Source organism: Chryseobacterium sp. NG-CE01 (assembly GCF_055695505.1).
The window spans coordinates 3,670,160-3,696,357 of sequence record NZ_CM146369.1 but is presented as its reverse complement, the minus strand read 5'-3'; the positions used below and the strand labels follow the sequence as shown (position 1 = coordinate 3,696,357).

General features: G+C 36.1%; 21 protein-coding genes and 1 pseudogene. 15 read left to right on the top strand and 7 right to left on the bottom strand.

Annotation, left to right across the window (positions count from 1 at the left end):
* The first annotated feature begins 561 nt into the window (after window positions 1-561).
* The gene (locus tag ACYT6F_RS16970) at window positions 562-2,754 is read left to right on the top strand and encodes a peptidase domain-containing ABC transporter (RefSeq protein ID WP_472598806.1); all 2,193 of its coding nucleotides are present in this window, start codon (window positions 562-564) and stop codon (window positions 2,752-2,754) included.
* Between the two features lie 208 nt (window positions 2,755-2,962).
* A pseudogene (locus ACYT6F_RS16965) lies at window positions 2,963-3,725 on the top strand (IS982 family transposase); the annotation flags it as partial.
* A gap of 447 nt (window positions 3,726-4,172) precedes the next feature.
* Here ACYT6F_RS16965 and ACYT6F_RS16960 read toward each other — a convergent pair.
* Entirely contained in the window at window positions 4,173-5,132 is a 960-nt protein-coding gene (locus ACYT6F_RS16960; RefSeq protein ID WP_472598805.1) for a S41 family peptidase, read from the bottom strand.
* An 892-nt stretch (window positions 5,133-6,024) separates the two neighbouring features.
* On the opposite strand from ACYT6F_RS16960, the gene ACYT6F_RS16955 reads away from it, so the two are divergent.
* Complete coding sequence (locus tag ACYT6F_RS16955) at window positions 6,025-6,900, top strand: hypothetical protein (RefSeq protein ID WP_472598804.1); 876 nt, start codon at window positions 6,025-6,027, stop codon at window positions 6,898-6,900.
* A 290-nt stretch (window positions 6,901-7,190) separates the two neighbouring features.
* Here ACYT6F_RS16955 and ACYT6F_RS16950 read toward each other — a convergent pair whose 3' ends face one another.
* The 4 genes from ACYT6F_RS16950 to ACYT6F_RS16935 form a co-directional block, all read right to left on the bottom strand.
* Window positions 7,191-8,018, bottom strand: coding sequence for an MBL fold metallo-hydrolase (locus ACYT6F_RS16950; protein ID WP_472598803.1), 828 nt, complete (start codon window positions 8,016-8,018; stop codon window positions 7,191-7,193).
* Between the two features lie 434 nt (window positions 8,019-8,452).
* A complete protein-coding gene (locus tag ACYT6F_RS16945) occupies window positions 8,453-8,782 on the bottom strand; it encodes a hypothetical protein (RefSeq protein WP_472598802.1) in 330 nt (109 codons plus the stop codon).
* Window positions 8,783-8,787: 5 nt separating this feature from the next.
* Entirely contained in the window at window positions 8,788-9,204 is a 417-nt protein-coding gene (locus ACYT6F_RS16940; RefSeq protein WP_472598801.1) for an amidohydrolase family protein, read from the bottom strand.
* A gap of 339 nt (window positions 9,205-9,543) precedes the next feature.
* Entirely contained in the window at window positions 9,544-10,089 is a 546-nt protein-coding gene (locus tag ACYT6F_RS16935; protein ID WP_472598800.1) for a peptidoglycan-binding protein LysM, read from the bottom strand.
* A 341-nt stretch (window positions 10,090-10,430) separates the two neighbouring features.
* Here ACYT6F_RS16935 and ACYT6F_RS16930 point away from each other — a divergent pair, with 341 nt between their 5' ends.
* Complete coding sequence (locus ACYT6F_RS16930) at window positions 10,431-11,384, top strand: DUF6624 domain-containing protein (RefSeq protein WP_472598799.1); 954 nt, start codon at window positions 10,431-10,433, stop codon at window positions 11,382-11,384.
* A gap of 149 nt (window positions 11,385-11,533) precedes the next feature.
* On the opposite strand, the gene ACYT6F_RS16925 is transcribed toward ACYT6F_RS16930, so the two are convergent.
* Entirely contained in the window at window positions 11,534-12,622 is a 1,089-nt protein-coding gene (locus ACYT6F_RS16925; RefSeq protein WP_472598798.1) for an AI-2E family transporter, read from the bottom strand.
* Between the two features lie 61 nt (window positions 12,623-12,683).
* A complete protein-coding gene (locus ACYT6F_RS16920; RefSeq protein ID WP_472598797.1) occupies window positions 12,684-13,904 on the bottom strand; it encodes a cation:proton antiporter in 1,221 nt (406 codons plus the stop codon).
* 334 nt (window positions 13,905-14,238) lie between these two features.
* On the opposite strand from ACYT6F_RS16920, the gene ACYT6F_RS16915 reads away from it, so the two are divergent.
* The 11 genes from ACYT6F_RS16915 to ACYT6F_RS16865 all read left to right on the top strand — a co-directional run bounded on the left by ACYT6F_RS16915 (window position 14,239) and on the right by ACYT6F_RS16865 (window position 26,195).
* Window positions 14,239-15,141, top strand: coding sequence for an NAD(P)H-binding protein (locus ACYT6F_RS16915; RefSeq protein WP_472598796.1), 903 nt, complete (start codon window positions 14,239-14,241; stop codon window positions 15,139-15,141).
* A 10-nt stretch (window positions 15,142-15,151) separates the two neighbouring features.
* On the top strand, window positions 15,152-15,889 hold the full coding sequence (locus ACYT6F_RS16910; protein ID WP_472598795.1) for an SDR family oxidoreductase: 738 nt from the start codon (window positions 15,152-15,154) through the stop codon (window positions 15,887-15,889).
* Window positions 15,890-15,960: 71 nt separating this feature from the next.
* Complete coding sequence (locus ACYT6F_RS16905) at window positions 15,961-16,869, top strand: helix-turn-helix domain-containing protein (RefSeq protein WP_472598794.1); 909 nt, start codon at window positions 15,961-15,963, stop codon at window positions 16,867-16,869.
* Window positions 16,870-17,170: 301 nt separating this feature from the next.
* On the top strand, window positions 17,171-17,950 hold the full coding sequence (locus ACYT6F_RS16900) for a hypothetical protein (RefSeq protein ID WP_472598793.1): 780 nt from the start codon (window positions 17,171-17,173) through the stop codon (window positions 17,948-17,950).
* 14 nt (window positions 17,951-17,964) lie between these two features.
* Window positions 17,965-18,720, top strand: coding sequence for a hypothetical protein (locus ACYT6F_RS16895; protein WP_472598792.1), 756 nt, complete (start codon window positions 17,965-17,967; stop codon window positions 18,718-18,720).
* A gap of 281 nt (window positions 18,721-19,001) precedes the next feature.
* Entirely contained in the window at window positions 19,002-21,506 is a 2,505-nt protein-coding gene (locus ACYT6F_RS16890) for a PIG-L family deacetylase (protein ID WP_472598791.1), read from the top strand.
* Window positions 21,507-21,603: 97 nt separating this feature from the next.
* Entirely contained in the window at window positions 21,604-23,295 is a 1,692-nt protein-coding gene (locus tag ACYT6F_RS16885) for a sodium:solute symporter family protein (RefSeq protein WP_472598790.1), read from the top strand.
* A 219-nt stretch (window positions 23,296-23,514) separates the two neighbouring features.
* Entirely contained in the window at window positions 23,515-24,033 is a 519-nt protein-coding gene (locus ACYT6F_RS16880) for a DUF2911 domain-containing protein (RefSeq protein WP_472598789.1), read from the top strand.
* Between the two features lie 179 nt (window positions 24,034-24,212).
* The gene (locus ACYT6F_RS16875) at window positions 24,213-25,109 is read left to right on the top strand and encodes an energy transducer TonB (RefSeq protein ID WP_472598788.1); all 897 of its coding nucleotides are present in this window, start codon (window positions 24,213-24,215) and stop codon (window positions 25,107-25,109) included.
* A 92-nt stretch (window positions 25,110-25,201) separates the two neighbouring features.
* Entirely contained in the window at window positions 25,202-25,741 is a 540-nt protein-coding gene (locus ACYT6F_RS16870) for a hypothetical protein (RefSeq protein ID WP_472598787.1), read from the top strand.
* Window positions 25,731-26,195 (top strand): helix-turn-helix transcriptional regulator, encoded by a 465-nt coding sequence (locus ACYT6F_RS16865; protein ID WP_472598786.1) that lies wholly within the window; start codon window positions 25,731-25,733, stop codon window positions 26,193-26,195. Before ACYT6F_RS16870 ends, ACYT6F_RS16865 begins: the two co-directional genes overlap by 11 nt.
* Window positions 26,196-26,198: the final 3 nt, after the last annotated feature.

Sequence of the window (26,198 nt, the reverse complement as noted above, 5' to 3'; positions counted from 1 at the left end):
TCAGCAGTTCATTTAAATTAATTAGCTAAAAGAGTGTAATAATCATCAACACCACTTCTGCTATCATACCTATTTTAGGCATTTCAAAATTAAAGTTTTTTGTTAGTAAGTCTATGTAGTCGCTTTTAAAATTTTGTTGAAATTTGGCAAATAATGAGATTTTTTTTATTTTTTAAAGAAAAATTCCTTTTGGTAGGTATTATTATGACTCAGGCAGTAACTCGTTATACTCATGGACGTTGGGCATTGCTTTTCAAGGTCTTAAAGCCCTGCTATATGAATTATAACTGTAAACATCTAAAATTATAAAGATTTCAAAATTGGAATTTTACAAAACATAAAAATAGAAAGTTGCAAAGATTGTGAGTTTAGTTATATTTGTACACATTGCAGAGCTTATACTGAAAAAGCTATTAACATAAAGAAACTTCAAAGCGTTTAAAATATGGTTATGATTTTGTACAATATATTCAATTGAATGATTACAAAACCACACAACGATAAAGTAATTTGGTATTATGGTATGCAAGAGCTGGTTAAGAAAAATTAAAATATAGTTAATTGAAAAGATTTCCTTCGTACCTCCAACCTGGTTCCAAAGATTGCGGCCCTACATGTCTTAGAATTATCAGCAAATATTACGGAAAAAGCATTTCGTTACAGCAGATCCGTAACCTTTCAGAGACGACAAGGGAGGGAAGTAGTTTGCTCGGTTTGAGCGATGCTGCTGAAGATTTGGGCTTCCGTTCATTGGGAGTGCAAATTAACTTTAATACGCTAGCTGAAGAGGTTTCTTTTCCTTGTATTGTTCACTGGAACAAAAATCATTTCGTCGTTGTTTACAAAATAGATAAAAAAAATGTAGTCTACGTTTCAGATCCCAGTTATGGTTTAATCACCTATACAAGAGAAGAATTTATCAAACGATGGATCGGCGAAAACGCCAATGAAAACACAAAGGAAGGAATTGCTTTAATTCTAGAAACGACGCCAGTCTTTTTTCAAAGCGAATTTGATGATAATCAAAGTAAAGTGAGTTTTTCTTTTCTTTCAAAATATTTACTGAAATATAAATCGCTGATTGTCCAGCTTGTAATAGGATTAATTGCTGGAAGTTTATTGTCGCTCATTCTTCCTTTTCTTACACAAAGCATTGTTGATGTGGGGATTCAGAATAAGGATCTGAATTTTATCTATTTGGTATTATTAGGGCAAATTATGCTATTTCTTGGAAGTATGGGGATTGATGTTATCCGAAGTTGGATTTTGCTTCATCTTTCCACGAGAATTAATATCTCGATTATCTCAGATTTCTTTATTAAATTAATGAATCTTCCCATCAGTTTCTTTGACACGCGAATGACAGGAGACATCATGCAGAGAATCCATGACCATCACAGAATTGAGCAGCTTCTGACGAATTCTTCTTTAAACACATTGTTTTCACTCGTCAATCTGATTATTTTCAGTATCGTTTTACTGTTTTATGACTATAGATTATTTGTTGTTTATCTAGTCGGAGCGATTTTATATATCGGATGGATCACTTTTTTCCTCGAAAAACGAAAAGAGCTTGATTATAAAAGATTTTCACAGATTTCACAAGAACAGAGCAAGGTCATTGAGCTTATCAACGGAATGCAGGAAATCAAAATGTACAATGCCGAAAAACAAAAACGTTGGGATTGGGAATTTCTACAGGTTAAACTGTTTAAGCTCAGAATAAAATCTTTGTCTTTAGAACAATGGCAATCTGTTGGCGGAAACTTTATCAATCAGATGAAGGATATTTTGGTGAGTTTTCTTTCTGCGAAATTGGTTTTGGAAGGAAACCTTACTTTAGGAATGATGCTTTCAGTTCAGTACATCATCGGACAGTTAAACAGTCCGTTATTACAGCTTATTGATTTTATGAAACAAACTCAGGACGCTAAAATATCTTTAGAAAGATTAGGTGAAATTCATGACAAAGAAGATGAGGAAAACAACAATGAGAAATATGCTAACGAAATTCCTGAAAAAGATATTGAAATCAGCAATATGTCGTTCAGGTATATAGGTTCAGATGTTCCTGTTTTCGAAAATTTAAGTATAAATATTCCCTATCAAAAGATCACTGCCATTGTCGGAGCTAGCGGTAGCGGAAAAACAACACTTTTAAAATTATTAATGAAATTTTATGAACCGAATGAAGGGGAAATAAGAATCGGAAATACACAAATGAAAAATATTTCGCCAAGATTTTGGAGATATCAGTGCGGTGTTGTAATGCAGGAAGGCTATATATTCAATGATACCATTGCCAATAATATTGCTGTAGGTGAAGATTACGTTGATAAAACAAAACTGAGAAAAGCAGTCGAAATAGCCAATATCAAAGAATTCATTGAAGGATTACCGTTAAGTTACAATACCAAAATCGGAAACGAAGGAATCGGAGTAAGTGGCGGACAAAAACAAAGATTGTTCATTGCTAGAGCAGTTTACAAATCTCCAGAGTATATTTTCTTTGATGAGGCAACAAGTGCTTTGGATGCTAATAACGAAAAAGTAATCATGGAAAATCTGGAACAGTTTTTTGAAGGCAAAACCGCAATCGTGATTGCCCACAGGCTATCAACCGTAAAACATGCCGATAAAATTATCGTCCTAGATAAAGGTAAAGTTGTGGAAGAAGGAAATCATGAAGAATTGGTCTCTTTAAAAGGTGAATATTACAGACTAGTTAAAAATCAGCTAGAACTTGGAAACTAAAAAAACATCTTAGACAATATAGGACTGCATTCAGAAAGTGTAAGTCTCCCTAAAAACTGGACAAATTATAACCCTAGAATTAAATTAGAAAAACAATAATTTTAACGTGAGTTCGACGTAAGAATATTGCTATAATATTTGCAAAAAGAGCGAAAGATTCAGTAAATTAAAGTCTTGAATTACAAATAATTAAACTAAATTTTCGTCTATGTTTTGTGCCAATAAAATTACTGAAATTTTCTGCAGAGTTGATGATTTTTGTAAAGAATTATTCCGGTTTGGGAAAAATCTATGATTGCCGCCAATAAAAGGAACAGGAAATTTACGATGTCTGGTTCGGAAGTGATGACCATCCAGATCCTTTTCAATCTTTCCGGATATAGAGAGTCCAAATCCTTTTATTTTGGGTATGTGCAAAAATTCATGAAAGAGTATTTCCCAAAAACAGTAAGTTATAACAGAATGGTAGAGCTGAAAAAGCGAAGTTTTATGTCTATAAGTATTTTCCTGAAAAGTGGCAATTTATCAAATTGCACCGGGATCAGTTTTGTAGATAGTACACCTTCGAGAGTGTGCCACGACAGGAGGATTCATCAGCATAAAACATTTAAAGGAATTACCATGAGAGGACAATATTCTCTGGGTTGGTTTTACGGGTTTAAACTTCATGTTCTAACCAACGACAAAGGCGGAATCGTTGATTGTATGATTACTGCCGGAAATGTAGATGACAGAAATCCACTGCAATATAAAATTTCATCAGAAAGCTTTATGGTAAAGTGTTTGGGATAAAGGGTATATCTCAAAAGATCTTTTTTAAAATCTCTTTCTCAGGGGATACATCTGGTTACAAAGCTTAAAAGAATATGAAAACAAAATCTTTAACTCCAATGTTTGATGCTTATATGCTGCGCAAAAGAGCTATTGTAGAAACAATCTTCGATCAGCTGAAAAATATTTGTCAGGTAGATACAAAACAACTGTATTTATTTCAATAATTATATCGAACTCACTTTAATTATTTATTTAAATATATTGGTTATCTCACAAAACGTCCTGAAGAAATCTACAAACCATTCGGATTGACCAGGGCAACATTCTATAGGTACGCTAAAATTCTAGATAATCATACTGATCAAGAAATAAAAGAAATGTCAAATAAAAAGTAATTGTTAAATGACAATAAAGAATAGAGCTATTTAGAAAGCGGTGAAGAGTGATATTCTGAGACCGTAAGGTTGATTAATTAATTAGAGGAGTCAAAAATTCAACATTTGACTCCTCCATTATTGAAGAAAATCTTCTGCAAATTAGTATTTAGTAATAGGCTATTGGATGATTCCGAAGCTAAAACATTTGTTACGATCTTTTTCCTCTGTTCTGAGCATTAACCAAATTTGCAAAATATTGGATAAAAATTATAGTTTCAAATATTCAATAGCTTTTTCAATTTTTTTATCGAGCATTAAATCTTGAAAATTATCCTGTTTAGCAACGGTAACATCAGGAATGATTGTCGTGTACACTTTTCCATTTCTGTCAGTATCTATGGAAGTGGTAAGTGCCATGAAACTCTTAAAAGGTAAAACTGCTTGTATATTTCCTGTAGTAGCTCCATATGTTTCTTCTCCAATCATAATTGTATTTGCGCGGTTTTTAAAGGCGAGCGCGACTACTTCTCCCGAACTTGCTGTTGCCGGACCTAGAAGCAATGCTACTTTTACCTGATCTAGCATTGGCGGAGCATAATTTATGTGCGAAACTTTCTTATCATTGTCGTAGTAAACGCCATTGTCCAGCCTCACTGTTGAAATTTTATTTCCATTTATTCCAGCAGTTCCCCAAATGGTATTATTTCCTAAAAAATCATAGAGCGCAAGAATCATGGGGTAGACGTTTCCTCCGGTATTCGTACGAAGATCAATAATCCAGCCTTTGAGGGTTTTTACCGTTTTCACCTTTGTAATTTCATCATAAAGACGCTGTGAAACTTTATGAATATTTTTTGAAGAGAGATCGGAAAAAAGAATTTTCGGCATAAGAATATAGCCGATATCGCCATTGATAACCTTTACCTCAAACGATGGTTTAGAAGCGTATTTGGTTTTCCATTCTTCGCTCATGAGATCGAGAATTGTCTTTGTAGTTCCGGAAAAATGTTTTTCTTTAAAATAAACACTACAGTGATTGCCACCTATTTTATCTAACAATGGTTGTACTTCTGCAAGAGAAGATTCAAAGCTACTATATTTTGCTAAACTTGTTTCCGTTTGGGATTTTACTGTTTTCCAGTCCACCCTATCTTTGTATAAATATCCTTTTTCAAGATTATAAAGAAGCTGTTTATAAAAAGTCTTTATGCTGTCTTGGCTACTCATTTTTTGTGCGGATAAAAAGGTACATGAGAGAACAATAAAAAGAATAGGGAAAATCTTTTTCATAAATTTTAAATATCAGAATAAATTGAAACCAAATTTAATATTGCGGCAATCAAAGATAATTACTATAACAAATTTTTTACTTAATAGATGCAATATACAATACACAATATAGTAATTTTTTTTTAGCTGCAATGATATAGGCTGGTAAATTGAATGTTGTTACACTTAATTGATTGCACATGCAGTACAGTCAATTATTGAATAAAATTGGTAGCAGTTCTTTAGGACATCTTTTATTCCGTCAAAACCTTCGCTAAATTGCACGAGCAAAACAATTACCTGAGTCATCCGGTCATTTTCACCAAATCCTTTAATAGTTATTTTTAACGAATGTCTTACTGATGTCTTTCTAACGCAGCTTTTCATCTTCAGAAATCGTCTATCAGTTCTTTTAGCTTCAGCATAATGGCTTCGGCTCCGGTTGTTAAAGTTTGAGATTCGTTCTGATAATGGTTCAGAACAATTTGGGCTACTCCTTCATTTTTCAGAATCGGCTGGATTTAGGCAATTAGCTTGTTCATATTCCGGTAAGAACCCTGAAGTTGAAAGCTGGTTCGTTTCTGTCTTACTGCAACTACCGAATAGAGAAGGCTGAAAACTTTCACAAGAATAAAAAAATAATGAATTTTGGCCTTGAAATCAAACCGTAAATCAATTGATTTTTAATGAAATAAAAGCTACTGCAACTACAGACTAAAGAGCTCTAAAAACTTTTGTAAGAATAAAAAAATTATGAATTTTGAACTCTGAAAAACAAGAATAGTATGGCAGTTTCAAAAAAAATCCATGAGACTAAAACAAATTTATAAACAAATACAAAAACATAAAAATGGCTATCAGAGACAAAAATACATTAAAAACATTTTTTGAAACAGGAGACATTCCTACGCAAAATCAATTTGTAGATCTAATAGATTCCTTCAAACATCAAAACGACACTAATGCTCTTATTCTCACCGACCGAGAAATAGTATCAATAGCAAATCGTATAGCAACTATCAACAATGGATTTGTTGAATACTATTTTGATAATATGAGCAATTCATTAATTAAATTGAATGTAGCACAAGAAAATCTTGAAAATCAAGAGATAGAAATCAGATGTGACATACATGATAATGGCGATGTAAGAAAACAGTACTTTGTTGGTAATGGACCTTATACTGTTTCTATAAAAGAATTTGAAAGCGAACAATTACAAGCCAATGAGTACTATTATTTGTATTATGAAACAAGTCTATATGACAGCATAGATACACTAATTGGACACAAATTACCAACTACTTTCAGTGGTCTTGAATTTGGCAAAGTAGATGGCAGGAGCTTTCATTTTTACATTTCAAAACAAAATTTTGGAAAGGGATTAAACGTAGTACATACCAATATTAAGTTCATTAATAAAACAGATATTCCTATTGAATATAAATCCCAAAGTACTAATTGGCGCGATATCTACAGGAAAGATAACAGCGTAACCGCTCATTATGACCAATGGGATTATTTATACTTCAGTTACAATGCAGACATGACAAAAGAACATTATACTATTGAGTGTAGTGTTTATGATACCGACACAAACGAATTATTAATAATTGACTACCTGGAGCCCGGCATAAATTATAGGCATTTTGGGAACAGTAGTGATAGTGAAGGAAATAGAGCAGATAAAGTGAGGAACATTACAATAGAATGTATAAAACTATAAATCTAAACGGATCAAAAGTTTGTATTTGGAGCTTCTCCTCAAGGAGCAATCAGAAATTAAAAAATCGAATGTAATTATTATGAAAATGCAAAATAATACAATTGAAAAAATTTTAAAAACAATATCTTAAAATTTATCTTGCCCCGTAATCATACATTCCGTAGCCTGCTCAACTTTTTCCCAACTTCCTACTTCTGTTTTCGACCGAGGCTTTTCACTGGGATCGTCTGCTCTTGCTCGCTTCTTTAAAAAATATCGATTTTGGATGATCAATTGTAGATCTTTTCATACTATATGAACCGTCCGTGTGAAGGTACGGCCAGTGTGTCGAAATCATCAGCAAGCTTATTTAGGCCGGCTTTCAATTCTTCACCTTCCATATATTGTCCATGTCCTGAAATCACAATGGATGGGGCTAAATCCCTTAGCTTGGCTACGGTATCCTTTGCAGCCGCCCAATCTGTTGTTAAGTATCGCGGAGGACCCTGTACTTCACGTTTCTGAACCAGAACTTTGTAGAATGAATCCTGTTGTACCGTTATAAAAGCATCAGCTGAGATCAGGATACGGTCTTTCTCACGGAAGAAAACCACCTGGCCGGGAGAATGGCCGGGCGCATGGATCCAGCGCCATTCGCTGAGACCCGGTAATTTACCATGCTCCGGATAATCAGATACACGTTCGGAAATATCTATGGGTTCATGCGGATAAATGAAAGACAGCTTAGCCAGCAATCCGCCTTCAACAGAAGCGTCAGGTTCAGGATATTCCTGTTTTCCGGTAATGAAAGGAATATCCAAAGGATGGGCATACACCGGTACATCCCATTTTTCCAAAATCGTTACAATGCCACCGACATGGTCAAAATGACCGTGGCTCAGGAATATTGCTAATGGAGGCCTGTCTTTGCCGTACCGGTCTTCAGCAGCGGCGATAATTTCTTCCCCGCATTTCGGCATTCCACAGTCTATTAAAAACCAATCTTCATCAGGCTTCCCCAGCATTACCACATTCACGATCTGATTGGTATAATAATATACATCATCTGTTACCGCTTTACCGTTTCCGCTGGAAAAAGAAGTCATCGGAATCATTCTGTTGTCGTCACTCTGCTTCATATTAATATTTTTTATGGTTTATATCATTTATCTCTTAATAGAATAGTATGCATTCAGGGTGCTCTACAAAAAGAAGATTATACACACTAAGTAAGTAACTGAATGAGTATATATATTTTAAAAACAAAAACCATACCTGAAGCAAAATTATTACTGTTCTCGAGTACGGCCATTTTGCTATTTTGGTTGACGATGATTTTAAGCCTAAATTTTTTGCAATAGGTGTATGGCTTTAACTACATCTTGTACGACCAGATTGATGTGATTTAAATTTATTTTATTTTCGTTTTTATCAAGACAAATTTAATCCCCATTAGACTAAATTGGATAAACCGGTTATTTTCATTTTTACTTAGGATGGTTGGCGTTACACCTTTAAACTTTTTTACCTCCCGGATAAAATGGGATTGGTCTCCACCGCATGAACATATTTATTATTTTAAATTTCTTTTATACCAATCCAAAGCGTTTGAAAAAAATATGTTTTCCTGTTCTTCAAAAGAAAAGTGGTCACTTATCAGCTGTATATCTTTTTGACTGAACGGAATTTTTGCTCGTGTAGATGGCAGATCTGTTCCAAACATCAACGCCTTAGGGTTCAGTCTGTATATCTGCCTCATGATGGACAGAGGATCAAAATCTACTCTTCCGAATCCTGTCGCCTTAACTTTAACACCTTTATCGATCCAATAATACAAATCTTTTAATCCTTCTTTTGAAAGACCTAAATGGTCAATTGAAAATTTTGGAATGTTTGCCAGCACAGACTTTAATCTTTCAAATCCTTGCTGTCAATATACAACTCAGTATGCCAATTGAATTTATCATACAAATAGTTGGATAGATTTTCAATATGCTCTAATTTTTCAGAACCCCCTCTTTTTACATTAAATCGTACCGCAACAATGTTTGCTTCATTTAGACGGTTTAATTCATCATCAGTGATATTGTACGGTATATTTGCTACTCCGTAATAATCAGGACCAAGCTCCTGCAAAGCACTAATAAGATATTCCTGATCGAATGCCTGAAATGATCCTGAAACAACGGCTCCGCCTATAAATTCATTTTCTTTGATAAATTTCTTATAATCTTCCACTTTAAAAGTGGGAGGCAGGTAACCATTATTTTCAACCAATGGGAAATCAGGGTTGATAATATGAAAATGTGAATCAAAAAATTTCATAATAATATTTTAACAAAAAAACTGTTTTTTTACCCTTAACAAAAATATTTTTTATTAAAACTTTCTTAAAACTTCGTACACCGCCTCGGGGATTTGCGCACAAAATAATGCCGACTTATACATTAATAATATGATTTTTATAGAAATAATATTAAAATCAACATTATTAAAATGCACAACGGGTAATATTATTAACTGAGCAATGTATTTTGTGGCTAAAGAAGAAAAAAATGCCTTTGGCAAGCTATCAACCATTAGCAGAAATAACAAAAAGGATGAAAAGAAAGCCCCCAACACCTTGAAAGTGTTGGGGGCTGATATAAAATTCCCTTTTTTTTATTATAAAGCAGTCGCAGTATACGTTACTGTTTGCGTATACGTTCCGGCTGGTTTCCCTAAAATATCAGAAGAAGATGATTTTGCTGCAGGAATGGTGTAATCTAAATTCAGTGTTAATGCACTTCCAAGCGGAGCATTTGCCACTAAAGTCTGATCGGCTGCGGATAAAACAACAGCATTTTTCGTACCGCCCATGGTTCCGGCAGCCGCAGCCGCTTTAATTGTCAAAACATTTACTGGGATTAAGTTGGTTCCATTGATAAAATTCGCGCCTCCTGCTTTTACTTTTACATCAAAGCTTTTGGTTGAAGTAACTTTCAGAGCGTTGGCCTGAGCTACGGTTTTTTCCGAGTTATAGTCTGCTGCAGTAACATAGTTGAGGGCAACTGCACCGCCACCTGCAGTACTTCCGTTATCGATGGAAATAACATCATTCAGGGTAATGTTTACGGCTGTAGTTGCGGTAGTATTCTGAGCGTGAACAGTGTTGGTTCCTAATACGAATGCTCCGATAGTTAATGCTGCAATTGCGATCTGCTTTTTCATAATGATATATTTTTATTTTTTATTCTTGTTTAATTGTTCTCTTTTGAACATTACAAATGTACATCGACGAAAAAAGTTCAATGTAGTGGAACATGGAAGTTGATGTAGTGAAATCGCCACAGATATTTTAGTTCATTCACTTAAATAAGAAAGCCCTCAACACTGAGAAAGTGTTGAGGGCATATATAAATTGCTTTTAAATCATCAAAATAAATTTTATATTAGTATGACCAATAGCTTTGCGAAAATTATATCAGTCAGATTGGAGCAATGCGCAACTTTGAAAGTCAGCAGAGATTTTTGAAGACAGACATAAACATCTAAAAATTAATACAGAAAAAATGAGAAACAATATTTATATTTTATTATTTTTATTTTTATTCATCGGCGTTCATGCCCAGGAATATTCAAAATTAATAAGCGAAGCTGATAAATTATATGAAACAAAAGATTATAAAATGTCTACTGATTTATATAATAAGGCTTTCAAAATTGAAAGCAAAAATCCAAATCACCTATATAATGGCGCATGCGCATCTTCTTTAGCCGGAAATACAAAAAAAGCATTTAAATGGTTGAACTTATCAATAGAAAATGGTTGGACAAATCTAAAGCATTTGAATTCTGATAGTGACTTACAAAATTTACACTCAAAAAAGGAATGGGAAAAAACAATTGAAAAGTTGGAAAAAAAATTAGAGTTAATAGAAGCAAATTATGACAAACCATTGCAGGCTGAGTTATTGTCAATTCTTGACGAAGATCAAAAGTATAGAATTCAAATGAATGAAATTCAAAAAAAATTCGGTCCGGATTCTAAAGAAATGAATGATCTTTGGAAAATAACAATTCAGAAAGACTCCATTAACTTATTAAAAGTAAAAAGAATATTAGATGAAAAAGGTTGGGTTGGTAAAGACAAAGTAGGTGCACAAGCCAATAGCGCATTATTTCTTGTAATCCAGCATTCAGACCTGGAAACGCAAAAAAAATATTTGCCAATGATGAGAGAAGCTGTAAAAAAAGGAAATGCAAATGCAGGTTCTTTAGCTTTGTTAATTGACAGAATAGAAATTCGGGAAGGTAGAAAACAAATATACGGAAGTCAGATAGGAACCAATCCGAACAATAATACTCAGTATGTTTTACCTTTACTTGATCCTGACAACGTAGATAAAAGAAGAAAAGAGGTGGGCTTAGGTTCAATCTCTGATTACGTTAAAAATTGGAATTTAATCTGGGATGTTGAAAAGTATAAAAGTGAATTATCCGAATTGGAGAAATTAAATAAATAGAAAGCGTCTGCAAAAATTAAAGTTGGTTTTGTTTGGTAAGAGCAATGTTTAACCGTTAAGAATTCATTAATCAACCACTTCGGCAGGCTGTAAATATTATGGAATAAAAACTAAATATCACAAACCTATCTTAAACTCCTTCATTTTTCTCAGGGTTGTACTTTCTGTTGGATTACCGATTCAATGTGATCATCCATTTTTTTATCTTTAGGAAATCTGCTCAAATAAAACTCTTCATAATAAGATTTAATAATTGCGGCAAAAGGAGTAGCCAGCAGAGCTCCTGCGAAGCCGAAAGCAGAACCCAGCGCAAGCAACAAGAAAAGTGTGGATACTGGATGAATGTTCATCGTAGACGAACGTAACTTTGGCATGACCAGATCACCCATGATCTCGTTTAAGGCAAGAAAGAAAATCGTTACCCAGAGGGCTGTAACGGGATCTACAGACAAAGCCACTAATATAGGAGGAATAGACATGATATAAAAGCCGATCTTGGGAATTAACTCCGCAAACAAGGCAAGCGCTCCCCAAACAAATGCTCCCGGCACATCCATAATACTTAAAAATGTAGTTACCAAAACAGCTTCAATACTTCCCCCTATTAAATTGGCTTTAATCCAACCGCCTAACATCACTGATGTTTTTGAAAGAGCAGCAACGGCTTTTTCCCTTTGTGCAGGCGGAAAGACAGATAGATACAACTCAACCAGAGGACGAGGATCAGCAACAGCATAAATCACAATACTTATAAAGACAATCAGTATTACAAGTCCTCCTAATACCGAAAGTGAAAAATTTCCAATTTTAACCAGTGCTTTAGTGATAGAAGGAATAGATTGGGAAATACTGTCTCCGTCAATTTTTATCTTTTTTTGTATTTCAGGATAATCACTGAACCAGGAACTCACAGTCTGGAATAAATTTTTTCCGTAACTGGGTAGATCTTTAAAAAGTCTGGACGTTTGTTCACTGATTTTCGGACCAATGAGCCAGCCCAATACAGCCAGCGTTAGTATCAGGGTTCCGAATACAATTAAAGATCCCCACGCCCGTTTAATTTTCTTTTTCTCAAGCCAGGTTACCGGATTATTTAAGATGAGCGCCAGTACGATGGCAAATAACAGCAAAAGCACCACGCTTAAAATCTGATACAGAAACCAAATCAAGATGACCATTCCTGCAGCCAGCAAGACAACTTTTGAAAGGGATTTATATAAATTTTCATTTGATTGCATAGGTCTTATTTAATTATGTTTTATCAATTTTTTATTATTCAGGATGATCTGTTTCACACTCTTACCTACTTATTTTTTTCATGACGGTGGTCGCCGAAAATCCATGCATAACGATAGATAAAAGAATTGTTAAGGCAACAATCGCCCACAGCTGGTCCTGATGCTCAAAATTAAACTCATGGAAACCAAAAGAGAGATAGAATACTGAACCTAATCCTTTGATTCCGAAAAAGCCTATCGCCCATTTTTCCTTGTTTTTTATTTTAGAGTTAATCAGTGCCAGCCACGCTGCAGCTGGCCGTATTACTAAAAGGAACAATAACACAAAAATAACCATTCGTGTATCGATCGGTTTCAAGATTCCCATAACAAGTGTCCCACCGAACAGAATCATCAGCAAGCTCAGCAGCAACCTTTCGGTTTGATCGGTAAATGAGTGCAGCTCCTTATGATAATGATGATCCTTCTCGTAATGCCTGAGGGTGATACTGCAGATAAAGACCGCTAAAAAGCCATAGCCATGTGCAAATTCCGTGACTCCATACACCAATAGGGTTGCAGCGATCGCCAGAAAACCATCCCGGGTAGATAAGAGACCGCTTTTTTCGGAGATCCGGAAAAGTAGAAATCCGATGGCTTTACCAAAGATCCACCCGATTAATATACCAGCGCCTAATCTGTAGATCAGATCAAAAGCAAACCATTCCAGGATGTTCGTCTGATCTCCTGAAACCATTAAACCCAGGCAGACTGCAAGCCATGTAAATGGGAAAGCAACGCCATCGTTAAGACCTGCCTCTGAGGTTAATGTGAATTTTACTTCCGATTTCGCTTTGTCGTTAGGAGGTCCTACCTGCACATCCGCAGCAAGAACAGGGTCGGTAGGAGCCAGTGCTGCGCCCAGAAGTGCTGCAGAAGCAATACCTAACGATAGAAAATAGTATCCCATACATGCAGCAGCTGCAATACAGAACAGCATCGTAATACCAATTAGCTTTAACGGCAGCGACCATGCTTTAAATGAAAATGAACGGTCGATCTTTATCCCCGATCCCATTAGTGAGATGATCACGATGAGTTCGGTGAGGTGAAGTGTCAGGCTTTCATTATTCTTCGGAAGAGGGTCGGGAAGATGTTCCGGAATAGTCAGGTAGAGCAGAGCTCCTGCCGCAATATAAAATACCGAATAAGACACTCCTGTTCTTTTTGATAATCCCGGCATCCAGGCCATGAGGAAAGTGGCTGCGCCGACTAATGTTAAAATAAGTATATAATCATCCATAGATTTCTGGTTAAGCTGATTCCGGCTGCCGTTTGTTACAACTGGACTCCTGATTCGGAATATTTTTAGTATTCACACTCCCAATCCCGCAAATATCCCGCCATAAAGAGCTGCAGGTTCACCAGCAAAGAATTTATATAAATTACTTAATTCTGAATCATGTAACTTTTTAATTTCAAAGTCTGATTGTGCCGAGTTAAGTTTAAATTCTGAATAAGATTCTCGTAATTGATCTATATTGGTTCGGGGTTTAGCATTTTGGTTAAGTATCGCCGGGATTTTGTTAATTCTATGAATAATGGTTAGTGCAACTTTGTACTAATAAATAAAGACAATGAAAATAGTTTTAACAGGTTCTCTCGGGAACATCGGAAAACCACTTACTAATTTACTGGTAGCTGCCGGACATCAGGTCACGGTAATCAGCAGCAAAAAAGAAAGAATAACTGAAATAGAAAGTCTGAACGCTGTTGCGGCGATAGGAAGCATTCAGGATGCAGAATTTTTGACAGAAGCACTTAAAGGTGCAGATGCTGTCTATTTAATGGAAGCCTGGGAAGGCATAGGAAGTCTTTTTGATAAAGAGATTGATTTTTTAGCTGAGTTTAAAAAAATCGCTCAAAATTATGTCACAGCTGTTCAGCAGTCGGGCATCAAAAAGATCATCCATTTAAGCAGTATTGGTGCACACTCTGATCAGGGTAACGGAAGTCTTCTGGTTCATTACCATGTTGAGCAGATTTTACAGACTCTTCCTGAAGATGTTTCGATCAAATTCATGCGCCCCGTCGGATTTTTCAGCAATATGTACCGCTGGCTCCCCACGATACAGTCTCAGGGTAAAATTATTCAAAGTTACGGAGGCGCAAACAAAGAACCTTGGGTCTCACCTTATGATATTGCAGCGACCATTGCAGAAGAATTTCAAAAAAACTTCGGCGGAAAGACAGTACATTATATCGCAAGCGATGAGGTTTCTCCGGATGAAATTGCCAATGCTTTAGGTAAAGCAATCGGTAATCAGGATTTGGAGTGGAAAGTCATTTCAGGTGAAGAATTATTAAATCAGATGCTTTCAGCCGGCATCAATGAATGGATTGCCAAAGGAATGGTTGCCATGCAAAAGGCACAGGGAGACGGTAGTTTGTATGAAGATTTTTATGCCAGCAAACCAATATTGGGAAAAGTAAAATTAGAAGATTTTGCGAAAGAATTCGCAGAGAAATATAAAATTTAAATTAAATTAAATGAAAACAGCATTAATAACAGGAGCCAACAAAGGAATAGGATTTGAAACGGCTAAGCAGCTTTTAGAAAACGGATATTTCGTTTTTATCGGAAGCAGAAATCTGGAAAATGGAGAATCTGCCGTAGAACAACTTAAAAAAGCAGGTTTTGAAAATATAGAGGCAATTCAGCTGGATGTAACCGATGCCGCTTCCGTAGAAAAAGCCAGATCCGAGATCGGAAATAAAACCGATGTCCTGGATGTACTCATCAATAACGCAGGAATAAACGGCGGAATGCCACAGGCCGCCCTGGAAGCACCAGTCGAATCTTTTCAGAATGTATTGGATACCAATCTGTACGGTGTGATCAGAATGACCCAGGCATTTATGGATTTACTTAAAAAATCGGAACAGCCAAGAATCGTCAACGTCTCTTCCAGTGGCTGTTCGCTTACATTGCATTCCGACCCCAGCTGGATCTATTACAGCCATAAAGCTGCCGTCTATACTGCTTCAAAAGCCGCGATGAATATGTATACCATTAATCTTGCATACGAGCTTCGCGATACACCTTTTAAAGTCAATGCAGTATGCCCGGGATTCGTTGCTACGGATTTCAATAATCACAGAGGTACCGGAACCGTGGAAGAAGGCGGAAAAAGAATTGCAAAATATGCAATGATCGCTCAGGACGGACCTACCGGAAAATTCATCAGTGAAGAATATAATCCTGAATCCGGCGAAACACCTTGGTAATTAATTCACTATTTTTACATGACCGACACCTGAGATCAAATCATTCAGGTGTTGGTTTTAATAATCTGAAAATGAAAAGCAACCAAAATCATCTGCATAAGTTCCAATCGTTATCTGAATTCCATAAGATGTTCGGATTACCAAAACCAGAGCATCCGCTGGTCAGTTTTATCCGTCTGGAGGATATGACATTACCTGAAGAACTGGCTGACCACATGGTATTGGATTTTTATAAGATCGCTTATAAAGATACCATCGGAAGTGCCAGATATGGTCAGCATCACTATGACTTTGGTGAAGGCGGCCTGGTTTTTACGGCTCCGGGCCAGCTTTTTGAAAAACCTAAGAATAACAAAAGCAAAGGTTTCCTCATCCTGCTTCATCCCGATTTTCTGCTTTCCTATCCGTTAGCAAAGAAGATCAGGCAATATGGTTTCTTTTCCTATTCTGCGGACGAAGCGCTGAAAGTATCAGAAAGCGAAAAAAATACGTTATTTTCAGTCTTCAGCATTATTGAAGAGGAGCTGAAGAGCAGGATGGATGATTTCAGCCAGGATGTGGTAATCTCTCAGCTTGAACTTGTTCTCAACTACAGCAGCAGGTATTACAAAAGGCAATTTATCACCTATAAAGGCGTTAATGATCATCTCATCGAAAAATTTGAAAAAGTTCTGGATCTTTATTTTAATTCAGAGGAAGAACTTCAGAACGGAATTCCGACGGTACAGAACATTGCCGATCAGTTAAATGTATCAGCGAGCTACCTGAGCGATCTTTTGCGATCATTAACAGGTCTCAATACCCAGCAGCACATTCACAACAGGTTCGTTGAAAAAGCGAAGGAAATACTCTCGATCACGGATCTGTCGGTTTCTGAAATTGCCTATCATATGGGATTTGAATATCCGCAGTCCTTCACAAGATTATTCAAGAGTAAGACCAATCAGACTCCTCTGGAGTTCAGACAGTCATTCAATTAGCCATTAATAATTAACCTTAAAACAGCAATGTAATTTGGTCTGCATTTCCAAAAATCTGACGGTTGAGATCCATCAACATTCTGTATAATGATTACTGTAAATTCAACGATGAAAATCCTTTGAACGGGTTTACACTAATTTCTATCATCAGGTTGTCACATTAGAATTAAAATCCGAACGTATTCTTGTTGTTTTTGGTAATTTTCGAATGTAAGGTGTTGCTTGGTCATTGGTTTATTATATAAATTACAACAAACTGTTATCTGATTAAATGATTTTCATATTCTTATAAGGTTTTTGAGTGCTGAATTGTAAAGGTACAGGATTTGTAACAAGCGGCGTAATGAGCGGAATTACCAGCATTAATCCTTCAATTACCAAGTCAATGGGGACATCCATGGTTACTGGTGGTGTTGTAGGAGGTGTATCTTCGAAGCTAGCCGGAGGAAATTTTTGGCAGGGAGCAGCTATTGGTGCCATTGTTGCCGGTTTAAATCATTATCTTCACAGTATTGTAAGTAAATCGGAAATGGAGAATATTATTGAACGTGCCAAATACAAATCCTCGGATAAAGGAACAATTGAAGCTACTAAAGATATTGTAAAAAAATCTCCGGAATTGCAGGAGTTAAATGTCAATGGTGGTATTAAGGATATTGTTCCCTATGATCAAAATGACGGACGTTACGGATATTACAATAAAAATACTAAAACAATAAACCTAAATACCTTTAATAACAAATCGTTATTAGACTATGTTCTGACCGCATACCATGAGCTGCGCCATCATTACTTCTGGTATAAAACCGGTTTGTACGAAAGTATGAGAAATGAAAAAATAGACGGCAAAAGTTCATGGGGTATTTTATCGACAACTGATGGACTTAACTTTAATGAATATCAGGCTCATAGGGCAACGGAAATTATAAGTGGAGGCTATAGAGGAGGAAACAATGTTGAGAGTAATGCTACGATTATTCAGAAGCATATAGAAAGCAAAGGATATAATCTGCGCATGATGAATTCTATTTTTATAAAAGCCGGAGGATTTTATCCTAAGCCTGTTGTTGCTGTCCCATAAAATTTGAAAAGAAAATGATGTACAGAATTTTTGCTTTTTTATTCTTATTGGTGATTGGTAGCTTTAAAGCCCAATACCTTAAATTAAGTATAAAAGATACGGTGTTCAACTATTCCGTTAAAGATGAATTTAATCCATTAAAAATTGTAATCGGAATAACAAATGTAACAAATACCGATGTAGGCTTTGTGCTGGATACAAATAGTCTGGGGGTTTATGAGCAGTTTGATAAATATATAATCGAAGAAAATACACCTAAAGAAAGCGGGCTGTATGAAAATATTTTTTCTCCAAGAATAATTTTATTTTCTCATAATACTACCGATTCTTTAAAGCTTGATTTTTATCTTAATGATATCGACCTGACAGAGAAAGCGCTTTTACAAGAGTATAACAGACAAAAAAAAATAAGTGAGGATGAGGTTTTAAACTTAAAAAAATACAGCAAGACTTATTTCCCGAAAAAATCCTTACAATTCGCTGAAAAAGCAAAGTATATCAATGATAATTTTATGATTTTAAAAGCAAATGAAACAAAAACTATAACCCTTAATTTTGATCCTAAAATATATAAAAATGAGGGAAATTTCAAAGGCATAGGATTCCCCGTAAAAAAAGGAAATCTGTATGACTTTATAATAAAAATTCATACAGATGCTGCTAAAACATCAATGTACTTAGATAATACAAATAAAAGGGTAGTCAAGGATAAAATTAAATTAATTTCTGAAGATATATATTTGAAAGGATTACTATTAAATGTCAATTAGCTATTACAATATATAAGCATCCGCATAGATCAAATAGGTTTAAATAGCAGGTAGCCAATTTTGGTTACCTGTTTTTATTTTAATAAATGTAGTGTTCAAAAAATTTTGGTAAATCAATATTTTGCTGACAATGTAAATGCTGTCGGTCAAGATATTATGCTAATTATGCTTTGTAATTGTTTACACGTAATGTTTACTAAACATCACCAAAAATGCATACTCTTTCTTTTACCTTTAAAGAAAAACGATTTACTTATATTTGCTTCGCAAAGCAAATTCAAATGTTCAAAAAAGTAATCATTGTATTTATTCTTGGCTTTTACGCGGCTTTTTGTTCGGCTCAGCAGGTTCGGCCCTCAAAATCATCTGAAATTTACCGTGACATTAAAACCCTGAAACACCTTCCTAAAGTTTTATATCTTGCGGCTCACCCTGATGATGAAAACACGGGCTTGCTCTCGTGGCTGATCAACGACCAGAATGTAGAAACGGCGTATCTGTCTTTAACCAGAGGTGATGGCGGACAAAATTTATTGGGTACAGAACAGGGTGCTGCACTGGGTTTAATCAGGACGCATGAACTTTTAGAAGCAAGAAAATTAGACGGTGCCCAACAGTTTTTTACCCGGGCCATTGATTTCGGGTTTTCAAAAAATACGACGGATACCTTTAAACAATGGAGTGCTGATAACATTACAGCGGATGTAGTTTGGGTAATCCGAAAATTCCGTCCGGATGTGATCATTTGTCGTTTTCCTCCCACTGCTCCGGCGGGCCACGGACAGCATGCGGCTTCGGCCGTGGTGGCAGAAAAAGCTTTTAGACTGGCGGGCGATAAAACGGCTTTCCCGGATCAGCTCAAATATGTAAATGTATGGCAGCCGAAACGCGTATTGTGGAATACGTTTCGGTTTGGCGCAGTCAACACCACCGCTGAAAATCAACTGAAAGTCACGGTCGGGCAATATGATGCGCAATTGGGAATGGGCTATGGCGAATTGGCCGGATTAAGCAGAAGCTTACATAAAAGCCAGGGTGCGGGAACACAGTCTGTAGCCGGAATCAAAACCGAATATTTTTCCCACGTTGCCGGTGAGCCTGCAAAAACAAATCTTTTTGACGGAATCAGTAAAACATGGACTAAAGAAGGAAGTCCCAATATTGACCAATCCTTAGATAATATTATTTCTACATTCAGCTTTAATCATCCGGAAGACAGTTTGCCTGCTTTGCTTGCATTGAGAAAAAAGGTAATGGCATTAAAGGATTCGGACCTGAAAAAGGATAAAATTAAATCTCTTGACCATATTATTTTAAGCTGTGCCGGTTTTATGGGTGAGGTCGTTACCAATCAGGCAGAAGCAGTTGCCGGAGATCATTATAATTTCAGGTTAAATTTAATTTCAAGAGCTGTAAATCCTGTTGTTTTAGAAAATGTAAAATGGTTAGGCAAGTCAGAAAGCTTCAACAGAAAACTGTCAAAAGATTCTTTAATTACCATTCAGCATGAAATGCAGATTCCTGCAGATGCAGCACTTACAGAACCTTACTGGCTCGCGAAAGCTCCCACAAATGCAGCAACGTTCTCTGTTCCGAATGATACTTTAATCGGTTTGCCCGAAGCAGAATCACCGCTGAATGTTTTGCTTGATTTAAAAATCGGTTCGGAAAAGTTTCAGGTTAAATTACCTTTATCTTTCAAGAAATTAGATCCCGTGCGTGGTGATGTAGTAGAAGCTTTGCGCATTGTTCCTGCATTGGAACTGAAATTTACACAGCCGCTTTATTTGGCCAGAGAAAATGAAGATTTACAGGTAAGCCTGAATTTTAAGGTTAATTCAAATAAACAGTTCGGTAAGGGTATTGTCAGCCTGATGTATAACGGAGAACGCTTAGGCGGCGCTGATTTAAATTCCATGAATGGAAAAGATTTTACCGTGGATTATGTTATTCCCAAAACGAAGCTTGCGGCAATTAATTCATCTCGCCTGCAGCTGGAAGCCAATTATATTGCAGACGGAGTACCATACAACAAAAAACAGATCTTAATTCAGTACCCGCATTTGCCTACTTTACAATATTTTGCACCGGCATCGGTCACCGTCATGAAAGGGAATATTCAGACGAATATTAAAAAAGTAGGCTACATCGAAGGTGCGGGAGATTTTATTCCTGAATTTCTGCGTATTGCAGGTATTCAGGTGGATATCCTGAAAGACGAAGATTTTTATGGCAGCCTGGATGAATCCGGCGTGAAAGGTAATCAGAACAAACTATCGCAGTATGATGCCATCGTACTGGGTGTTCGTGCCAACAACACCGAGAAAAAGCTCGGACGCTGGATGCCTTTTTTATGGTCTTATGTAAAAGCAGGAGGTAATCTGGTGATGCAGTACAACACCAATCAGGATACTACGGTTGATCAGCTGGGTATTTACAGTTTCACCGTTGCCAATAAAAGGGTTACCGAAGAGAATGCTGCGGTTACGTTTTTAAAACCGGATCATAAGCTGCTGAATTATCCCAACAAAATTACGGCAGATGACTTCAAAGATTGGGTACAGGAGCGTGGCGCTTATTTCCCTGATCAATGGGACGCCGCTTATGAACCGCTTTTTGAAATGCATGATACCGGTGAGGAACCTCTGCTGGGATCAACGCTGTATGCCAAATACGGGAAAGGTAATTTTATCTATACGCCGCTGGCATTTTTCAGACAGCTTCCTGCGGGAAATGCAGGTGCTGCACGGTTATTTTTAAACTTTTTATCTGCACAGAAAAACTGATGAACAGGAAAATTAATTGGAAGATCTGGTATCTGTTATTAGCATTTGCTTTAGTATTGCAGATCGCATTGTATTATTGGTTTACTAAATTCTGTGCATGAGTACTATAGATTGGACTGTTCTTATTTTCACCCTTGTTGTGGTGGTTGTGTATGGCGTATTCATCGGCCGTGGCCAGAAAAGCAATGAATCCTACCTGAAAGCAGACAATAAAATGCCCTGGTACATTGTGCTTTTAGGGATTATGGCTACGCAGGCAAGTGCCATTACATTTCTTTCGGCGCCGGGTCAGGCGTATACCGACGGAATGCGTTTCGTTCAGTATTATTTTGGTCTGCCTTTGGCGATGATTGTGATCTGTATTACCTTCATCCCGATTTTTCAACGTTTGAATGTGTACACCGCTTACGAATATTTAGAAAACCGTTTTGATAAAAAAACAAGAGTGCTCACTTCGCTGCTGTTTCTTTTTTCCAGGGGATTATCAACTGGGATCAGCATTTATGCGCCGAGTATCATCTTATCAAGTGTGTTGAACTGGAATATTTATTTAACCAATGTTTTAACGGGCGGAATTTTATTGATCTACACCTATATTGGCGGAGCAAAAGCCATTGCACACACGCAGAAACTGCAGTTTCTCATTATTCTGGGAACCATGGCTTTCGCCGGTTATCTGCTTATTGAGAATATGCCGAACGGAATCGGTTTTAAAGACGCCCTCTATCTTGCCGGGAAATCCGGGAAGCTTAATGTCATTACCACAGAATTCGACTGGAAAGATAAATACAATATCTGGAGCGGATTAATTGGCGGTTTTTTCCTGGCACTTTCTTACTTCGGCACCGACCAGAGCCAGGTCGGGAGGTATATTACGGCTAAGGACAATACCAATGCCAAAATGGGCCTGCTGCTGAACGGATTGGTTAAAATTCCGATGCAGTTTGCCATTCTTCTCATCGGTGCTTTGCTTTTTGCTTTCTTTTCCCTGAAACCGGCTCCGATTTATTTTAACGAACGTTCTTATCAATATTTAAAGGAAACAAAACCTGAGCAGGCTGCCGTTTTTGAAAAAGAGCATCAGGATTTGCAGATAAAATTTAATGCGGAATCGAAAGAAATTTTAAAGTTAAAAGAAACTGGTTCTCCACAGCTTACCCAAACCATTCAGGATTTTAAAAATACACAGACCCAGGTAAAAGCGCTTCACGGAAGGGTAGAGGAAGCGATCAACAAGTCCAACTATAATGCGGAGAAAACAGATACTAATTATATTTTCCTGTATTTTGTGAAAAATACCTTACCGGTCGGGATGATCGGTTTGCTGTTTGCCGTTATTTTCCTGGCCAGCTGGGGCTCCATTTCGGCGGCGCTGAATTCGCTTGCTGCCTGCTCATTAAAAGATGTTCATCTGATATTCAAAAAAGAAATTCCTGATGAGAAAACCGAACTTAAATATAGCCGACTGCACACGTTAGCCTGGGGAATTTTCTCAATCAGTGTAGCCATGTTTGCCACGCAGATGGGCTCCCTTATTGAGGCGGTGAATGTATTAGGTTCTCTTTTCTACGGTCCGATATTGGGGATTTTCCTGGTCGCCTTTTACTATAAGAAAATCGACGGAAAGAATGTTTTTATTTCTGCAATTCTGTCTGAAATTGCGGTTATTGCCGTGTATCAGTTCGATATCGTTTCTTTTCTGTGGCTCAATGTTATCGGCGCTGCGGCGGTCATTTTATTTTCTTCCATCGGGTTATTGTTTTATAAGCCGAAAGCAGTACATTCGTAAACGAAAAAGAATAATATAAAAAGCCTGTTTACATTTTGGCAGAAAACCAAAGGCTCACGCAAAGTATGGTGATGACGCAGATATCTACGCAAAAAAAATCTGCTAAATCTGCCCGTTCTGCGAGCGTATTATTAGCATAAAGGTAACATCAGCCTAAGAACAGGTAAAAAATATCATTCTGAAAATATACTTTGACAACAAACAAACAAATAAAGTGTTATGAAAACAATTTTTAAATCTGCTACCGTACTTGTTGCTGCGATGACGATTTCCGTAAATGCCTTTGCACAGGAGACTAAAAAGCCTGCAAGTCCTCCAATGACTGCTACAGGAAAAATTAAAGATGCCAACATTACCATCAACTACAGCAGTCCTTCTGTGAAAGGACGTACCATCTGGGGCGGACTGGAACCTTACGATAAAGTTTGGCGTGCGGGTGCCAACGAAGCTACCACTTTTGAAACGGATAAAGACATTACCGTTCAGGGTAAAAAACTTCCGGCCGGAAAATACAGCTTTTTCCTGATTCCTAAACAAAGCGGAACCTGGACGGCCATCTTCAACAAAGAGCCAAAACAATGGGGCGCTTATAAATACGATCAGGCAAAAGATGCCTTGCGTGTTGATGTAAAAACAAAAGCGTTACCAACCACCCAGGAAGCGTTGGTATACAAAATCAACAAAAACGGATTCACTATGGATTGGGATAAAATCTCTGTTCCTGTAGAGATCAAGTAAAGGTTGAATATGAAATTTGAAATCCCGGTTTGGCCGGGATTTTTTTGTGGTTATAAAGTTGATGATTTTTAAAGATAATTAGCACGCTTGAAATTATCATTATTGTCATCCTATTTTATATTTACGGTTTTCCATAATATTGAATTGTAGAAATTTGTAAATTGCCAAAAATTAATAATATGAAATTATTCATCTTACTATTATTGATGTCTCCTTTATTCTTTTTTAGTCAAGTTGAACAGAATAATACAGCAGCCAATATATCTAATTCAGATTCATTAATAAATTATAAGACTAATGAGTCGAGGTCAGAACTTTCATATGCTATGCAGCCATTTTTGAATAGCGAAAAATATGGTTTAGGAATAATCAGATATTATCCCACTGATGATTATTCTTCTACAGGTGCGGTATTTAAAATATTCAACCCTCTTAAAAATACTATAAAATACATATGGTTTACTGTTGCGGGAGTAAATCCTGTTGGTGATCTAGTTTCAAAGGGTAAGACTGTATATCAAACTCTTAAAGCTATAGGTCCTGTAAAAAAATACGAAGTTTCAGAGTGGTCATTTGATTATGTGTGGCTTACTAATATTGTAGAGACGATGAAAATTAGCACGATCAAAATACAATACATGGATAATACATTTCGTACAATAAAGTATAATGAGAATATGTATATTGGTCAGGATGCTTATGAAAGATTTGTTACAGCAATGTATAATGAGGATAAAAAAGAAGAAGAACAAGAAAGAATTAGTAGAAGGATAGCTCCTAATGATGAAAGTATTTTTGAATTTGTTGATTTTATTCCTGAATTTCCTGGAGGCTTGGTTGCTTTTAGAAGTAAAATCAATTCCAGTATAGAAACAAACGAATCTGGTCTCTTTAATATTTCTTTTATTGTTGAGAAAAATGGTACTGTTAGTAATATTCAAGTTTCTGGATCTAATAGTAAATTAAACGAAGACGCTGTAAAAGCTGTGTCGCAGATTAAAACTTTATGGATTCCTGCTAAAATAGATGGTGTAAACGTCCGATACAAAAATACATATCAGATAAAAATAGATTAGCTACTTTCCATATCTACCAAATACTAAGGGAACAGAGATTAGATTATGAAACAACAACAGCAGTATTAAATAAACCTATAGGTTGATTTTGTATGGATATAAAATGTATATTTGCACCATATTTATATGCTTTTAAATTTAACGGCAGAGATTTAGATGAATATAATTTAGGAATAGATCAATGGAATGATATTATTTATCTTAAAAATTTTTACAACCAAAATTTAAAGTTTATTAGAGATAATAAATATTTCCCTAAACAAGATCTATTAGGTTTTATAGAGACTATAACTGAAAATGTAGAAATCTTTGATGATGCATTGATTGCAGCGGCAAAGTCAGGAACTATTAAGGAGCATTTTGAAATTTTAACCAAAACAAAAAATTATCGAGAACTCTTACCACATAAAAAAGCAAGGCAAAATGTTTTACGATTTTACGGCATTATGCTTGATGATACCATGATAATAACAGGAAGCGCTATAAAGCTCACTGATAGAATGGAAAAACATGACCTTACGCGGCAGCAGATAGTGAAATTAGAAAGTGTACAAGATTTTCTACTTCAAAATCAAATTGTAGATGAAGAAAGTTTTTTTGAATATTTACAAACTCACGACTATGAGCAATAAAGAAAAATACTTAAAGAAATTAACAACATTCGAAACAGATGCAATTTCTCAGGCAAGAGAACGTGCTTCTAATAGAGAGTGGTTGCGTAGATCCAAAAAGATAGCATTGCATATACTACTTAGGTTAGATGAACTTGGTTGGACTCAAAAAAACTTAGCTGAAAATTTAGAAGTATCTCCACAATATGTTGCAAAGTTACTTAAAGGCAATGAGAAGTTTGGATTTGATATTTTGGATAAAATAGAAAGGAAACTTTCAATGCCTATCTTTGCTAATTTTGTTAATATTTCGGAAAACAAAAGTAAGAAAATTAAAACTGAAGGAAAGATTGTATTCTATGACTTTACTATTCGCAGAAATGAAAAGTCATTAAAAAAATCATATACATCTCAAGTAATACCTTTAAACGAACCTTCAGAATATTATGAATTAGAAGAAGTAAAAGAAAATTAATAT

Coding starts and splice junctions, on each gene's coding strand:
- ACYT6F_RS16960 (WP_472598805.1), bottom strand. CDS start 5,132: ATGAGTAGCCAAGACAGCATAAAGACTTTTTATAAACAGCTTCTTTAT.
- ACYT6F_RS16955 (WP_472598804.1), top strand. CDS start 6,025: ATGGCTATCAGAGACAAAAATACATTAAAAACATTTTTTGAAACAGGA.
- ACYT6F_RS16950 (WP_472598803.1), bottom strand. CDS start 8,018: ATGAAGCAGAGTGACGACAACAGAATGATTCCGATGACTTCTTTTTCC.
- ACYT6F_RS16940 (WP_472598801.1), bottom strand. CDS start 9,204: ATGAAATTTTTTGATTCACATTTTCATATTATCAACCCTGATTTCCCA.
- ACYT6F_RS16935 (WP_472598800.1), bottom strand. CDS start 10,089: ATGAAAAAGCAGATCGCAATTGCAGCATTAACTATCGGAGCATTCGTA.
- ACYT6F_RS16930 (WP_472598799.1), top strand. CDS start 10,431: ATGAGAAACAATATTTATATTTTATTATTTTTATTTTTATTCATCGGC.
- ACYT6F_RS16925 (WP_472598798.1), bottom strand. CDS start 12,622: ATGCAATCAAATGAAAATTTATATAAATCCCTTTCAAAAGTTGTCTTG.
- ACYT6F_RS16920 (WP_472598797.1), bottom strand. CDS start 13,904: ATGGATGATTATATACTTATTTTAACATTAGTCGGCGCAGCCACTTTC.
- ACYT6F_RS16915 (WP_472598796.1), top strand. CDS start 14,239: ATGAAAATAGTTTTAACAGGTTCTCTCGGGAACATCGGAAAACCACTT.
- ACYT6F_RS16910 (WP_472598795.1), top strand. CDS start 15,152: ATGAAAACAGCATTAATAACAGGAGCCAACAAAGGAATAGGATTTGAA.
- ACYT6F_RS16905 (WP_472598794.1), top strand. CDS start 15,961: ATGAAAAGCAACCAAAATCATCTGCATAAGTTCCAATCGTTATCTGAA.
- ACYT6F_RS16895 (WP_472598792.1), top strand. CDS start 17,965: ATGATGTACAGAATTTTTGCTTTTTTATTCTTATTGGTGATTGGTAGC.
- ACYT6F_RS16890 (WP_472598791.1), top strand. CDS start 19,002: ATGTTCAAAAAAGTAATCATTGTATTTATTCTTGGCTTTTACGCGGCT.
- ACYT6F_RS16885 (WP_472598790.1), top strand. CDS start 21,604: ATGAGTACTATAGATTGGACTGTTCTTATTTTCACCCTTGTTGTGGTG.
- ACYT6F_RS16880 (WP_472598789.1), top strand. CDS start 23,515: ATGAAAACAATTTTTAAATCTGCTACCGTACTTGTTGCTGCGATGACG.
- ACYT6F_RS16875 (WP_472598788.1), top strand. CDS start 24,213: ATGAAATTATTCATCTTACTATTATTGATGTCTCCTTTATTCTTTTTT.
- ACYT6F_RS16870 (WP_472598787.1), top strand. CDS start 25,202: ATGGATATAAAATGTATATTTGCACCATATTTATATGCTTTTAAATTT.
- ACYT6F_RS16865 (WP_472598786.1), top strand. CDS start 25,731: ATGAGCAATAAAGAAAAATACTTAAAGAAATTAACAACATTCGAAACA.